This window comes from Pontibaca salina (assembly GCF_016307205.1).
GTDB classification, from domain to species: Bacteria; Pseudomonadota; Alphaproteobacteria; order Rhodobacterales; family Rhodobacteraceae; genus Pontibaca; species Pontibaca salina.
Genome location: NZ_JAEIJD010000005.1, coordinates 33,315 through 46,323 on the forward strand (window position 1 = coordinate 33,315; position 13,009 = coordinate 46,323).

Sequence of the window (13,009 nt, forward strand, 5' to 3'; positions counted from 1 at the left end):
GGAGTGGTTATGGCGTAATTCCTCATGCTCGGCAACCGCACTGATCCGGCGCAAGACCTGCAATTTGCTCTGGTCGATACGCTTGCCGGGGTGACATGTGCGCGCCGCATCCCTAGATCAGGCTAAACATCGAACGGAGGTATCAGTGATGGACAATCAAACCGAAATCGAACTTCAGGCCGCAGCCTTTCGCCGGCTACAACAGCATTTGATGCAGGATCGGGTTGATGTGCAGAATATCGACATGATGAATCTGACGGGATTTTGCCGCAACTGCCTGAGCCGCTGGTATCAGGAGGCGGCCAACGAGCGCGGCATCGAAATGAGCAAGGACGAATCCCGTGAAATTTTTTACGGCATGCCCTTTGATGAATGGCGGGCAAAATATCAGACCGAGGCCAGCGCGGAACAACAGGCCGAATTTAAGGTAGCATTTGAACAAAACGTAGGCAAAGCCGACTAAGCAGCGGCGCGAGACCCAAACGTACCGCATGGCCGCCCGTGACATTTGCGCATGGGCGGCCTTTCTATTTATGAGAAAATGGATACCACCCTAAGTCTCCAACTTATTCCGGCGTTGGTATTGCCTTGATGCGAAGAGCTCACTGGCCGGAGACTGCCGGCGAATCGACCGACCAGCCGCAAACCAGCAAACTGACACAATGATACGAGCACGAGTCCCCTGCCCCGCCCTGATGCATGCACACACATCCCTCTTAAAGGCTGGATCACTATCTGATCAGCTTCAGAATTTCACGCTTCATGTGCTCGACGGGATATCTTGCAGACGCGCTGCATATGGCCCAATCGATCGCTGATCGGTGCAATTCGGCTGCGCAGCTTTTTTCCGCAGGTGGGAGGGCCTCTGCGCCATCAGGCTACTGCCGCAAAATTCGGCCTTCAACAAGCCGCAGCCTGTCCCAATATCTCCAACTCAGCGTGACATTGCGGGCTATGACAGCCAGTCGCGCAGAGCATCAGTCGTTGCCTCGGGCTGCTCCAGCGTCGGAAAATGCCCCGCGTCTGTGATGATGCGCAACTTGGCCTGCGGCATCAGCTCGGCCATGAATTCATGCCGTTTCACCGGGGTCAGCGTGTCATGCTCGCCGCATAACACCAACGCGGGCACAGCACATTTGCCCAGCGTTGACTGCTGATCGCGGCGGCGCTGCAGGGCGCGGTTCTGACGAATGAAAGCCTCGGCACCCTGATCGGCGGCCATGGCGTAGATCTGGTTCAGAACCGCCACGCGCCCCGGCCCCGGTGCCAAATAGGACGGCGGCATGGCATTGCGCATTACCTCATCGAAACGCCCGGCGCGCACGCCTACAATCATCGGCTCGCGCGCCGCCGCCTCGGGCGGGGTTTCAGCCTGCGGGTTGGTGCTCATGAGGCACAGCCTTGTAATCCGATCCGGCGCGCGCCGCAGCAGTTCCATAGCAATGATCCCGCCCATCGACAGGCCCGCCAGCGCGAAGCGAGTCGGCATTTGGTCTAGAATCTGACTTGCGATCTCCTCGATTCGCTCGCCTCTGTTGACCGGCGCGATGGTCACCGCCCGTTCACGCGACAAGGCGTCAATCTGCGGCGTGAACACCCGCGCATCGCACATCATACCCGGCACCAGCACGAGAGGTTCTGTCATGGATGGCCTGCTCCTTTTTTTATTTTCAGAACACTCCGCCTGTAGCAACGCGGTGTCAACGGACCGTCGGCGGCAATCAGCCGGTCCTGCTCAGACGTCTGCGCCCAACACGTCCTCGATCGCGCGCTCGATCAGCGTTAGACAGGTTTCATCAGAGAACCGGTGATCCGCGTCCTTGACCAATGTCAGCCGCATATCGGGGCATTCGGCGTGGTCCAGCAGGCGCAGCGCGGTGTCTGTGCTGACGGCGGTATCCGCCGTGCCCTGCAGACACCGCACCGGGAACGGTAGGTCCAGCGGCGCGCGCAGCACCAGTTGCCTGCGCCCGTCCTCGATCATGCGTTTCGTAACGACGAACGGCTCCATATAGTCTGAGGGCAGCTCGACCTGCCCGTCCCGCTCCAGCGCCTGTTTCTGCGCTTCGGTGAACCCGGCCCACCAGCCGTCTTCGATGAAATCGGGTGCCGCGGCGATGGTGACCATTCCGGCAATACGCTCGGGAACCCGGCGCGCCAGCAACAGCGCCTGCCAGCCGCCCATGGACGAGCCGACGACCACCAGCGGTCCCTCGGTCAGCGCGTGGACCGTCTCGAATGTGTCTTCGGCCCAGTCGCCGATGCAACCCTCTTCGAAGGTGCCGCTGCTCTGGCCGTGACCGGAATAATCGAACCGCAGAAACGCCCGCCCCTGCGCGTGCGCCCAGCTCTCCAGATGCAATGCCTTGGTGCCGTCCATGTCGGATTTCAGGCCACCAAGGAAGACGATGGTGGGCCCGCGCCCCGCGCTGAGATGATGGGCGATGCGACGGCCGTGCGGTGTCGTAAAGATAGCTGGCGTGGTCATTTCGATCCTCCTGTGAGGCGCGATCATGCATGGCAGTGCGACGGCTGCAACCGTCAAAGCAGGTTATCCCCGCTCAGCCAAATGAGGGACCTCGTCCAGCCTCAACCCCGCTGCCGCGACGAGCTTGACAGTCGGCGGCTCTGCGGTCAGATAAAGCGCGAAAACCAACCCGCAACCGGGCGTTCAGTGGGCGCCAAACTGACGAGGATGCCAACATGGCCCAGATCTCCCTCACCTTTCCCGATGGCAATGCACGCGATTACGACGCTGGAGTAACCCCCGCGCAAGTGGCCGCCGACATTTCGAATTCACTGGCAAAAAGGGCGATCAGCGCCACGGTGAACGGGCAGCACTGGGATCTGCAATGGCCCCTGGTTGAAGATGCCAGCATCGCCATCCACACCATCAAGGACGAGGTCCAGGCCAGCGAACTGGTGCGGCATGACCTTGCGCATATCATGGCCCGCGCCGTGCAGGAAATCTGGCCCGAGACCCGCGTGACAATCGGGCCGGTGATCGAGAATGGCTGGTATTACGATTTCGACCGGGAAGAGCCCTTTACCCCTGACGATCTCGGTTTGATCGAAAAGAAGATGAAGGAAATCATCAACAAGCGCGACCCAGTCACCACCGAAGTCTGGGACCGTGAGCGCGCGATCCAGCACTATCAGGACAATGACGAGCCCTATAAAGTAGAGCTGATCGAGGCGATTCCGGGCGACGAACCGCTGCGCATGTATTGGCATGGCGACTGGCAGGATCTTTGTCGCGGCCCGCATCTGCAACATACCGGGCAGGTCCCCGTGGATGCGTTCAAGCTGATGAGCATTGCCGGTGCCTATTGGCGCGGCGACAGCGATCGCGCGATGTTGCAACGCATCTATGGTGTCGGCTTTCTGAACAAGAACCGGCTCAAGGCGCATCTGCACATGCTGGAAGAGGCCGCCAAACGCGACCACCGCAAGCTGGGCCGCGAGATGGATCTGTTCCACATGCAAGAGGAGGCCCCCGGACAGGTATTCTGGCATCCCGATGGCTGGACCGTCTACACCACCTTGCAGGATTACATGCGCCGCAAGCAGCGTGCCCACGGCTATGTCGAAGTGAACACCCCGCAGGTCGTTGACCGGAAGCTGTGGGAAGCGTCGGGTCACTGGGAAAAATATCAGGAACACATGTTCATCGTCGAAGTGGACGAGGAGCATGCGCGCGAGAAATCGATCAACGCGCTCAAGCCGATGAACTGCCCCTGCCACGTGCAAATCTATAATCAAGGGATCAAATCCTATCGTGATCTACCGCTGCGCATGGCGGAATTCGGCTCCTGCAACCGCTATGAGCCAAGCGGCGCGCTGCACGGGCTGATGCGAGTCCGCGGCTTTACCCAAGACGATGCCCATATTTTTTGCACCGAAGAACAGATCGAGGCCGAAACCGCGCGCTTCATCAAGATGCTGAGCGAGGTTTATAGCGATCTCGGATTCGAAAGTTTCGAGATCAAATTTTCGACCCGCCCCGAGGTGCGCGCCGGGTCGGACGAGATCTGGGACAAGGCCGAGGCGGCGCTTGAGGCGGCAATCCGCACCGTCACCGATGATTTCGAACTCGATCCCGGCGAAGGTGCGTTCTATGGCCCGAAACTGGACTTCAAACTGACCGACGCCATCGGGCGGGAGTGGCAGCTTGGCACGTTTCAAGCCGATTTCGTCCTGCCCGAGCGGCTCGGTGCGACTTATATTGGAGCCGACGGATCAAAACATCGGCCGGTCATGCTGCACCGCGCGATTCTGGGGAGTTTCGAGCGCTTTCTCGGTATCCTGATCGAGAACAGCGCCGGAAAACTGCCGTTCTGGCTGGCTCCGCGGCAGGTGGTCGTGGCGTCAATCACCTCAGACGCGAATGATTACGTGCACAAGGTCGTCACGGCACTGCAGGATGCAGGTGTGCGCGTCGAAGCCGACATCCGGAACGAAAAGATCAACTACAAGGTGCGCGAACATTCGGTTGGCAAGGTGCCGGTTATTCTGGCCGTCGGCCATCGCGAAATCGAGGAGCGCACCGTGTCGCTGCGCCGTCTCGGCGAGCGGCAGAGCAGTGTGCAGACGCTGGAAGAGGTCACGGCGGCGCTTGCACACGAGGCCACGCCGCCCGATTTGCGGTGACGCGCGCGCGTCACTCCAGCCCCAGATCCGCGCGCGTTTGCGCGTCCCAGCCCAGATAAAGCCTGCCGTCATCCTCGATCAGCGGGCGCTTCATCAGCGCCGGATGCTCTTTCAGCAATTCGGGAATGGCGCGCTCTCGCTCGGATTCGCTCAGCCCGCGCCAGGTCGTCGAGCGCTTGTTGAGCAAAGCATCGCCGAACCGGTCCAGCGCGGCGCGCATCACATCATCGGGCAACCCGTCCTCGCGCACATCGGCGAAAGTAACGTCCGCAAGCAGTCTTCTCGCCCTCCGGCAAGTTTCACAATTCTTCAGCCCGTAAAGTACCATTTTCCACCTCCAGCAGCGAAATCATCTGCCCTTTCGGGCCTTTCCCGCTCTTTTTCTTGATTTTTCGTGAACGCATGTAATCCTGTCAATCGGCACGACCGGAATATGCACCGCGTTGGACGACGCATGCTACGGAAAAGTGCGTTGTATGGCCCTGCTATAGCAGCTCGGGTGTAGAAGAGAAGGAGACACGGGACATGCCAACTGGCTCCGTGAAATGGTTCAACACCATCAAAGGTTATGGTTTCATCGCGCCCGACGACGGCGGCAAAGACGTATTCGTGCACATCTCGGCGGTTGAACGGTCCGGATTGACCGGGCTTGCCGAAAATCAGAAGGTCGAATTTGATCTTGATGAGGGGCGGGACGGTCGACAACTGGCAGCCAACCTCAGAGTGCTTTGACACGCTGAGTTCGGCTGCCTGACCCGCGCCCACTCCAACCCTAAGAAGACTGCACCACCGGCACCGCGAGTCCGATCAAGCAACGGCTCGCGCCCGGCGGTGTCGCCAGTTCCGGGGTTTATAGTGGCTGGATTCCCTTAAAAATCCGCACCGGGGCCGCCCAGCGCCGTTCTTGCTGGCGGCGTGCGGCCTCCGCTTGCCGCTCCTACTGCGATGTGGCATAGGGCGTTAGGGCCGCGCGACCTCGCGTCGTGCATTCCACTCCGCCGCATGGGGTCATCTCGGCTTGTCGTTCGGCGCTAGTATTCATACCAGTGGGCACATTATTAAGCGCAACGCAGATAATATCCTGCCCAGAGCCTGACGGATAGCTTCCTATCCGAAGACCTTCGGGCACAATGGTTTTACCTGAATGAAAGGGTGGCAGATGAAATTTGCTTATGTCACGGCAGCCGGTCGCGGCAAGCTGGACGATTTGATGTCAACCGTCGCCGCAGATTTGCAAGCCAATGGCATGCGCCTTGGCGGTGTGGTCAAGGTACCCGAAGAGGTCTGTGAAGGTGACCACTTTTGCCATTCGACCCTGCAAGTGTTGCCGGACGGCCCGCAGATCCGCATCACCCAGGATCTAGGTGCCGAGGCGACAAGCTGTCGGCTCGACCCCGGCGCGCTGGCAAATGCCGTGGCCGAAGTGGAAAACCGTGCGAATGCACCTTGGGACCTGTTGATAGTGAACAAGTTCGGCCCAGAGGAAAGCAATGGCCGCGGCTTTTGTGAGGTCATCGGCGCGGCGCTGGAGCGGGGTGTGCCAGTTCTTGTCGGGGTGGCTGTTCCGCATCTTGATTCATTTGTCCAATTCGCCGGCGACATGGCCGAAGCTCTGCCCCCGAAGCTCGATGAGCTCCGCGACTGGTGTTTCAATGCCAGCGCCCGCGATCACGACAATCAACAGCAATATCACACAGCCTGATTCGGTGCCGAATGGGCAGAATACGGGCGTGACCCTATCTTCCTGCCCATAGGCTCTCAGCGGTGCCAGTCAGGTGTAAATCCCTGTTCAGGTGAATGATATTATCGCTGCTCAGCGCCCCGTGACCCCGCGCATCACGTAATAGCCTCGCCGGGTAACACGTCGCGCGGCGAATTGCCGTTTGCAGATCCTCGCCCACATCTTGCACCAGAACGCGCAGCGCCTGCGCCATCTCCAAATCGGCCCCGGCCAGCGTACCATCAGAAAGCGTAAGCCGACCCTTAGCGCGGGTGATCCGCCGCCCGTTCAGCGTAAACGCGCCAATGTTGCTACCAATGGTGGCCATTGCATCCGTCACGAGAAACAGCCCACTGGGGCCACGCTTGGCACCGAGTGCCGCGCGCATGGTCGCGGGGTGAACATGATAGCCATCCGCAATAAGACCCGCCGAGACCCGCCCGTCCTCCAGCGCGGCCCCGATCAGACCGGGGGCGCGCGACAGCATGGCGGGCATCGCGTTGTACAGATGCGTGACACAGCGCACCCCCGCATCGAAATAGCTGCGTGCAGTTGCATAGTCGGCCTCGGTATGCCCCAGTGAGACGATGGCCCCAGCCCGGCTCAGCCGTGCGATCTGATCTGGGGTCACGCTCTCGGGGGCAACCGTCAGCATCAGATTAGGCAGATTCTCTGCAGCCTCTTCCAGTTGCGCCAGATCCGCTGGCTCCATTGGCCGGATCAGTGCGGGATCATGGGCCCCTTTGCGCGCGCGCGCCAGATGGGGCCCCTCAAGGTGCAGGCCGATTATTCCCGGCACATTTTGCGCCAACGCCTTTAGCACCGCTGTGATGGCTGCGGTTGTCAGAGCCGGCGTGTCGGTGATTAACGTAGGCAAAAACGCATTTGTGCCGGTGCTGACATGGGCCTTTGCAATCTTGCGCAGAGTCGCAACCGATGGGTCGTCGTTGAACATGACGCCGCCGCCGCCATTGACCTGCAAATCGACGAAGCCGGGCAGTAATGTGCCGCCCCCCAGATCGCGGCGCAAGCAATCGGCGGGCAGTTTTTCTGGCTTGACGACCGTGATATGCCCCGCGCGCCGCAACAGCGCGCGACCCCGGTGCAGGGTTTCACCATCGTGAATGTCTGCACCCAGAAGCGCAATGTCACCCATCGCTTGTGCCGTGCGCAGCAAGATACAGCGCCCCGTCCAACGCATTGCCTTTCGGTTCGATCAGGCAGGCACGCACAGGTGCAGGCAGGAACTCCGCGTAATGTTCCGCAATACCGCCGAAAGCACAGACTGCTTGCTCATCTTCGCGCCCCAGCGCCGTCATCGCGCGGCAGATATAGTCCGCCCCTTGCTCCATCAATTGCCGTCCCATTGTGTCGCCCTCCAGCGCTGCCGCAACTACATCGGGCGCCAAGGCGGCGAAATCCGCCGGTGGGGCATCCAGTGACATACGCATAATGGCCAGCGGATCGCCATCAAACCGCTTGAGCAGCGCACGGGTCAAAGCCGTATGCGCGCGCAGCCCGTCCGCTGCCAGAAGCGTCTGTTCCAATGCGCCCCGCCCGAGCCAAGCACCCGATGCCTGATCACCAGCAACGAAGCCCCAACCGCCTACAAAACGTGTGCGATCACCCTGGGCGCGGGCGATGAAACTACCGGTGCCAATGGCCAACACGACACCGTCCTCTCCTGCCAATGCGCCGGCCAGCACCGTGGGGCGGTCCTCGGTCACGATGCAGCGGGCGAAATCGAAACGGGCGGCGATCTGCGCAGCATCCTCGGGCGATTTCACACCGGCCAGCCCCATATGGGCATGGGCACGACGTAAGACATCGCCCGCAACCCCCGCGTTTTGTGCCGCCTGATCCAGCGCCGCGCGGATATTGGCCACCGCAAGCCCTGAGTCGCCAGAAATATTGGCCGGCCCGCCCTCGGCCTGTGCCAAAACCCTACCCTGCCCATCGGCCAACGCCACCCGGCAACCGCTGCCGCCGCCATCAACCCCGATCAGCAACTGGTCTGTTTCCATCACAACCCGGCTCCGTCTCAATATTCCTGCAAATGTACACAGACAGCGCATAACCCGCGCGTCAAGGCAACGCCCGTCTCATGAAGCGATATGCTCTCATCAGAATTCATAGCTCGGATGAAATGCACCGGCATGAAACACCGTCAGGCGGAACCCACCGCCCCTTGACGCGTTATCCAGCCAGACCTGCCAAGGAGTTCTGCATGGATTTATTCCGCATCATTGTCGCCATCATCCTGCCGCCTCTGGGCGTTTTTCTTCAGGTGGGATTGGGCAAACATTTCTGGCTGAACATCCTGCTGACGATTCTGGGTTATATCCCCGGCATCGTCCATGCCGTCTATATTATCGCAAAGACGGGGCCCGAGCAGCACGTCAGGTAGCTGCCCCCGAAGTCGCCATAAAAAAGGCCGCGACGGGCGCGGCCTTTCATACATTGACTGGATTCCAGCTTAGCCGACGATTTCGAGACCCGAGAAGAAATAGGCGATCTCGACAGCCGCCGTTTCCGGAGCGTCAGAGCCGTGGACCGAGTTTTCGCCCACGCTTTCGGCAAATTCCGCGCGGATGGTGCCGGGCGCCGCGTCGGCGGGATTGGTTGCGCCCATGATCTCGCGGTTCCTGCTGATGGCGTTCTCGCCCTCGAGCACCTGGACCACAACCGGGGCCGAGGACATGAATTCGCAAAGCTCATCATAGAACGGCCGTTCCGCGTGCACCGCATAGAACTCGCCCGCCTGCGCCTTGGTCATCTGAATGCGCTTTTGCGCAACGATGCGCAGACCCGCCTCTTCGAACTTGGCGTTGATCTTGCCGGTCAAATTGCGGCGGGTGGCGTCGGGTTTGATAATCGAAAAAGTGCGTTCGAGGGCCATTGGCATTTCTCCTTTGATGGGTTGTCGAGGCTGGCAGACAGCATTGCGCGCCGCCTAGCACGAGGGCCGCGCCTTGGAAAGAGAGTTATGCGCGCCGCGATTGACAGCGCGCCGCACCTGCGCCACACGTCGCCCATGCTGCGCATCGAAAACATCTCCTATTCCGTCGGCGGCCGCTTTCTGTTCGAAGGCGCCTCGGCCACCATTCCGACAGGCCACAAGGTCGGCCTGATCGGACGCAACGGCACCGGCAAGACGACGCTGTTCCGCCTGATCCGGGGCGAACTGGCACTGGAGGGCGGCACCATCACCCTACCCGCCCGTGCCCGCATCGGCGGCGTCGCACAAGAGGTGCCAAGCAACGAGGTCTCGCTACTTGATACGGTTCTGGCCGCCGACACCGAGCGGGCCGACCTGCTGGCCGAGGCTGAAACCGCGACCGACCCCAGCCGCATCGCCGAGGTGCAGACCCGGCTGGCCGATATCGATGCCTGGTCGGCCGAGGCGCGGGCCGCGTCGATCCTGCGCGGCCTTGGCTTTGACGCCAACGACCAGAAGATGCCGTGCAGCGCCTTCTCCGGCGGCTGGCGGATGCGTGTAGCGCTGGCGGCCGTGCTGTTTGCGCAGCCCGATTATCTGCTGCTCGACGAGCCGACCAACTATCTTGATCTTGAGGGCGCGCTTTGGCTGGAAAGCTATCTCATGCGCTATCCGCACACGGTCATCATCATCAGCCATGATCGCGACTTGCTGAACCGTGCGGTTGGGGCAATTCTGCATCTCGAGGATCAACAGCTTACCTACTATTCGGGCAATTACGACCAGTTCGCCCGTCAGCGCGCGGCCAATCGCGCTGTGCAGGCCGCCGCGGCCAAGAAACAGGAAACCCAGCGCGCCCATTTGCAAAGCTTTGTGGATCGCTTCAAGGCCAAAGCCAGCAAGGCCAAACAGGCGCAAAGCCGGGTCAAGATGCTGGAACGGATGGAGCCCATCCGTGCCCCCGAAGATGCCGCGCGCACGGTATTTTCCTTTCCCGAACCCGAAGAACTGTCGCCCCCGATCGTCGCCACCGAGGGCGTAACCGTGGGCTATGGCGATACGGTGGTGCTGCGCAATCTGAACCTGCGGATCGATCAAGACGACCGCATTGCGCTGCTGGGCAAGAACGGTCAGGGGAAATCGACGCTGGCCAAGCTGCTATCCGACCGCCTGCCGGCGATGTCCGGAAAAATATCGAAATCGAACAAGCTGCGTATCGGCTTTTTCGCCCAGCACCAGGTTGATGAATTGCGGGTCGCAGAAACGCCGCTGCAACACCTGCAACGCGAACGCCCCGATGAGCGGCAATCGCAATTGCGTGCGCGGCTGGCCGGGTTTGGTTTGGGCGCAAATCAGGCGGATACAGCCGTGGGCCGGCTCTCGGGTGGCCAAAAGGCGCGGTTGTCGCTGCTGCTGGCGACGATCGACGCGCCGCACATGCTGATCCTTGACGAACCCACGAACCATCTGGACATCGAAAGCCGGGAGGCGCTGGTCGAGGCGCTGACCGCCTATTCCGGTGCAGTCATTCTGGTCAGCCACGATATGCACCTGCTGTCGCTGGTGGCTGACCGGCTTTGGCTGGTCTCGAAGGGCACAGTCACCCCATATGACGGCGATCTGGAAAGTTACCGCACATTGCTCTTGTCTCGCGACCGGCCCGCCCCGAAACGCGACGACAAGCCCAAACCTGCGCGCAGCAATCGCGAACAGTTGCTAACCCTGCGTGCCGAGGTGAGGAAAGGCGAGCAACGCGTTGATAAGCTTAACGAGATGCGTGAAAAGCTGGCTAAGAAGCTGGCAGATCCGGCGCTTTACGAGGACGGAAAACAAGGCGAGGCCGAGGTCTGGCAGCGCAAATATGCCGAAGTGATGGACGGGCTCGACCGGGCCGAAGAGCTATGGCTGGCGGCCCTAGAAAAGCTGGAACAGGCGCAGGGGTGATCATGGACGGTGCTTTTGTCGTCACGGCCTTTGTCACCATGTTCGTTGTTATTGACCCCATTGGTCTGACGCCGATGTTTCTGGCCTTGACCCAAGGGGCCAGCGCCGCCCGCCGCCGCGCGATCGCGATCCGTGCCTGCCTGACCGCGATTGCGATCCTGACGCTGTTCGCCGCATTCGGCGAGGCGGTGCTGGAATTCGTGGGGATCTCGATGCCAGCGTTCCGCGTCGCCGGCGGACTTTTGCTGTTTCTGACGGCGCTTGACATGCTGTTCGAGCGACGCACGAAACGGCGCGAGGGGCACGCGGACGAGGATGACGGGGACGATCCCTCGGTCTTTCCGCTGGCGATTCCACTGATTGCCGGTCCCGGTGCCATCGCCTCGATGATCCTGCTGACCGGGCAGCGACCGGGATTTGACGGTCTGGCCTTGGTCATCGGGGTCATGCTGGCGGTCGTCGCGCTGGCATTGGTGTTGTTTCTGGGCAGCGGATTGCTGGAACGCGCGTTGGGGAAAACCGGGATCAATGTCGTCACTCGGTTGTTGGGCATGTTGCTAGCGGCGCTGTCGGTGCAGTTCGTTCTGGACGGGCTACGCGCCTTTGGCCTGTCGGACTGAAACGGGGTTCCACCGTGCGCAGCGCCCTCCATCATGACATGGGCAGATTACAGCGCCATAGTGGATGGCAAAGAACGGGAAGACGGCAATGGATGAATGGCAAATCGGCAGGGCGACCTATCTGATCCTGCTGGGGTCAGTTCTGGTGTTCTGGTTCTTCGTCCAAAATCGGCAAAATCTGGGCAAGACTCTGCAGCAAGCGGTGGCATGGGGGCTGATCTTTCTAGGCGTCATCGCCGCGATTGGCCTGTGGGATGACATTCGCCAAACCGTGCGCCCGAACCTTGGCACTGTCACTTCCGATGGCAGAATTACCGTGCCGCGTGCGCCAGATGGTCATTATTACCTGACCCTGGGAATCAATGGCAAACCGATCGACTTTCTGGTTGATACCGGCGCAACCGAAATGGTGCTGACCCTGAAAGATGCCCGCCTCGCGGGGTTGCAAACCAAGGATTTGGCCTTTTACGGGCGGGCTATGACCGCAAACGGGCCGGTGCGCACCGCCCCGGTGCGGCTGGACACGGTGAGTTTGGGCCCGGTGAGCGATCACAACCTACGTGCCTGGGTAAGCGAGGGTGACATGCCGCAATCCCTGCTGGGAATGGCGTATCTGCAACGCTGGTCGAATATCCAAATCAGTGGCGGGGCGTTGGTGCTGACACGCTAACTACTGGCTTCGCGCTGCGCCTTCATCTCCCAACGGCCCGATTCTTCGGACCAGTATTGCGCCCCGCAGCCCGCGTCGGTCAGGGTTTTCCACTGCACCCGCGCCGCCGCCAGCGCGGTGTCGTCATTGCCGTCAAAGACGACGCAAACGCGCTCGCGCGCGATGACTTCATCCGGGGCGATCTCGGCGCCGTCCACGCTCATCACGCATTGCGGATTGTTCGCCGCCCCCCCGCCGGTGGTCAGCAAGATCGGCTGATCGGCGTCATGCGGGCCGCCTGCAATGCCGTGCGGCAGAAAGGCATCCTTGGGCTCCAGCCACAATTGCTCATCCAGCCACGCCATCCGCGCCGCGTCGCGCCCTCGAACCTCGACCCGCCAGCCCTGCTGGCGCGCGCGCGTCAGCAGAGTCGGCAAGGTCGCCTCAAGCGGGCGGCGCGTCAAATGGTAGAAATACGCCTCGCCCAT

The 13,009-nt window shown here is 61.0% G+C and carries 15 protein-coding genes; 8 read left to right on the forward strand and 7 right to left on the reverse strand.

All coding sequences use genetic code 11. The features are described 5' to 3' along the window. Window positions 1–148: 148 nt before the first annotated feature. On the forward strand, window positions 149–463 hold the full coding sequence (locus JAO82_RS07680; RefSeq protein ID WP_198685948.1) for a DUF1244 domain-containing protein: 315 nt from the start codon (window positions 149–151) through the stop codon (window positions 461–463). Between the two features lie 489 nt (window positions 464–952). On the opposite strand, the gene JAO82_RS07685 is transcribed toward JAO82_RS07680, so the two are convergent. Continuing rightward, window positions 953–1,645, reverse strand: coding sequence for an alpha/beta fold hydrolase (locus JAO82_RS07685; protein WP_198685792.1), 693 nt, complete (start codon window positions 1,643–1,645; stop codon window positions 953–955). A 90-nt stretch (window positions 1,646–1,735) separates the two neighbouring features. After that, entirely contained in the window at window positions 1,736–2,488 is a 753-nt protein-coding gene (locus JAO82_RS07690; RefSeq protein ID WP_198685793.1) for an alpha/beta fold hydrolase, read from the reverse strand. A gap of 215 nt (window positions 2,489–2,703) precedes the next feature. On the opposite strand from JAO82_RS07690, the gene thrS reads away from it, so the two are divergent. Beyond that, window positions 2,704–4,650, forward strand: coding sequence for a threonine--tRNA ligase (gene thrS, locus JAO82_RS07695; RefSeq protein ID WP_198685794.1), 1,947 nt, complete (start codon window positions 2,704–2,706; stop codon window positions 4,648–4,650). A 10-nt stretch (window positions 4,651–4,660) separates the two neighbouring features. Here the strand turns inward: thrS and JAO82_RS07700 are convergent, their stop codons facing one another. Further along, window positions 4,661–4,978 carry an ArsC/Spx/MgsR family protein gene (locus JAO82_RS07700; protein ID WP_198685795.1) on the reverse strand — a complete coding sequence of 106 codons (318 nt, stop codon included), beginning with the start codon at window positions 4,976–4,978 and terminating at the stop codon, window positions 4,661–4,663. 197 nt (window positions 4,979–5,175) lie between these two features. Between JAO82_RS07700 and JAO82_RS07705 the strand changes: the two genes are divergently transcribed. Together JAO82_RS07705 and JAO82_RS07710 are read left to right on the forward strand one after the other, a co-directional pair. After that, window positions 5,176–5,382: a cold-shock protein gene (locus JAO82_RS07705; RefSeq protein ID WP_198685796.1), complete on the forward strand. Its 207-nt coding sequence runs from the start codon at window positions 5,176–5,178 to the stop codon at window positions 5,380–5,382. A gap of 427 nt (window positions 5,383–5,809) precedes the next feature. Beyond that, window positions 5,810–6,352 (forward strand): DUF2478 domain-containing protein, encoded by a 543-nt coding sequence (locus JAO82_RS07710; protein WP_198685797.1) that lies wholly within the window; start codon window positions 5,810–5,812, stop codon window positions 6,350–6,352. Window positions 6,353–6,386: 34 nt separating this feature from the next. On the opposite strand, the gene nagA is transcribed toward JAO82_RS07710, so the two are convergent. Both nagA and JAO82_RS07720 read right to left on the reverse strand, forming a co-directional pair. Further along, window positions 6,387–7,571: an N-acetylglucosamine-6-phosphate deacetylase gene (gene nagA / locus JAO82_RS07715; protein ID WP_232897291.1), complete on the reverse strand. Its 1,185-nt coding sequence runs from the start codon at window positions 7,569–7,571 to the stop codon at window positions 6,387–6,389. After that, window positions 7,519–8,394 (reverse strand): BadF/BadG/BcrA/BcrD ATPase family protein, encoded by an 876-nt coding sequence (locus JAO82_RS07720; RefSeq protein ID WP_232897303.1) that lies wholly within the window; start codon window positions 8,392–8,394, stop codon window positions 7,519–7,521. The genes nagA and JAO82_RS07720 overlap by 53 nt, the downstream gene beginning before the upstream one ends. 203 nt (window positions 8,395–8,597) lie before the next feature. Here JAO82_RS07720 and JAO82_RS07725 point away from each other — a divergent pair, with 203 nt between their 5' ends. Next, the gene (locus tag JAO82_RS07725; RefSeq protein ID WP_198685799.1) at window positions 8,598–8,777 is read left to right on the forward strand and encodes a YqaE/Pmp3 family membrane protein; all 180 of its coding nucleotides are present in this window, start codon (window positions 8,598–8,600) and stop codon (window positions 8,775–8,777) included. 69 nt (window positions 8,778–8,846) lie between these two features. Here JAO82_RS07725 and ndk read toward each other — a convergent pair whose 3' ends face one another. Next, on the reverse strand, window positions 8,847–9,269 hold the full coding sequence (ndk, locus tag JAO82_RS07730) for a nucleoside-diphosphate kinase (protein WP_198685800.1): 423 nt from the start codon (window positions 9,267–9,269) through the stop codon (window positions 8,847–8,849). A gap of 135 nt (window positions 9,270–9,404) precedes the next feature. Here ndk and JAO82_RS07735 point away from each other — a divergent pair, with 135 nt between their 5' ends. The 3 genes from JAO82_RS07735 to JAO82_RS07745 all read left to right on the forward strand — a co-directional run bounded on the left by JAO82_RS07735 (window position 9,405) and on the right by JAO82_RS07745 (window position 12,542). Further along, window positions 9,405–11,252, forward strand: a complete 1,848-nt coding sequence (locus JAO82_RS07735) for an ABC-F family ATP-binding cassette domain-containing protein (protein ID WP_198685950.1) — start codon at window positions 9,405–9,407, stop codon at window positions 11,250–11,252. 2 nt (window positions 11,253–11,254) lie between these two features. Beyond that, complete coding sequence (locus tag JAO82_RS07740) at window positions 11,255–11,872, forward strand: MarC family protein (protein ID WP_198685801.1); 618 nt, start codon at window positions 11,255–11,257, stop codon at window positions 11,870–11,872. Between the two features lie 88 nt (window positions 11,873–11,960). Next, a complete protein-coding gene (locus JAO82_RS07745) occupies window positions 11,961–12,542 on the forward strand; it encodes a retropepsin-like aspartic protease family protein (RefSeq protein WP_198685802.1) in 582 nt (193 codons plus the stop codon). Here JAO82_RS07745 and JAO82_RS07750 read toward each other — a convergent pair. Further along, complete coding sequence (locus JAO82_RS07750) at window positions 12,539–13,009, reverse strand: DNA polymerase III subunit chi (protein WP_198685803.1); 471 nt, start codon at window positions 13,007–13,009, stop codon at window positions 12,539–12,541. The two genes, JAO82_RS07745 and JAO82_RS07750, sit on opposite strands and share 4 nt — an antisense overlap.

Coding starts and splice junctions, on each gene's coding strand:
- JAO82_RS07700 (WP_198685795.1), bottom strand. CDS start 4,978: ATGGTACTTTACGGGCTGAAGAATTGTGAAACTTGCCGGAGGGCGAGA.
- JAO82_RS07745 (WP_198685802.1), top strand. CDS start 11,961: ATGGATGAATGGCAAATCGGCAGGGCGACCTATCTGATCCTGCTGGGG.
- JAO82_RS07750 (WP_198685803.1), bottom strand. CDS start 13,009: ATGGGCGAGGCGTATTTCTACCATTTGACGCGCCGCCCGCTTGAGGCG.
- thrS (WP_198685794.1), top strand. CDS start 2,704: ATGGCCCAGATCTCCCTCACCTTTCCCGATGGCAATGCACGCGATTAC.
- JAO82_RS07740 (WP_198685801.1), top strand. CDS start 11,255: ATGGACGGTGCTTTTGTCGTCACGGCCTTTGTCACCATGTTCGTTGTT.
- JAO82_RS07720 (WP_232897303.1), bottom strand. CDS start 8,394: ATGGAAACAGACCAGTTGCTGATCGGGGTTGATGGCGGCGGCAGCGGT.
- JAO82_RS07710 (WP_198685797.1), top strand. CDS start 5,810: ATGAAATTTGCTTATGTCACGGCAGCCGGTCGCGGCAAGCTGGACGAT.
- JAO82_RS07685 (WP_198685792.1), bottom strand. CDS start 1,645: ATGACAGAACCTCTCGTGCTGGTGCCGGGTATGATGTGCGATGCGCGG.
- JAO82_RS07725 (WP_198685799.1), top strand. CDS start 8,598: ATGGATTTATTCCGCATCATTGTCGCCATCATCCTGCCGCCTCTGGGC.
- nagA (WP_232897291.1), bottom strand. CDS start 7,571: ATGCGTTGGACGGGGCGCTGTATCTTGCTGCGCACGGCACAAGCGATG.
- JAO82_RS07690 (WP_198685793.1), bottom strand. CDS start 2,488: ATGACCACGCCAGCTATCTTTACGACACCGCACGGCCGTCGCATCGCC.
- JAO82_RS07680 (WP_198685948.1), top strand. CDS start 149: ATGGACAATCAAACCGAAATCGAACTTCAGGCCGCAGCCTTTCGCCGG.
- ndk (WP_198685800.1), bottom strand. CDS start 9,269: ATGGCCCTCGAACGCACTTTTTCGATTATCAAACCCGACGCCACCCGC.
- JAO82_RS07705 (WP_198685796.1), top strand. CDS start 5,176: ATGCCAACTGGCTCCGTGAAATGGTTCAACACCATCAAAGGTTATGGT.
- JAO82_RS07735 (WP_198685950.1), top strand. CDS start 9,405: ATGCTGCGCATCGAAAACATCTCCTATTCCGTCGGCGGCCGCTTTCTG.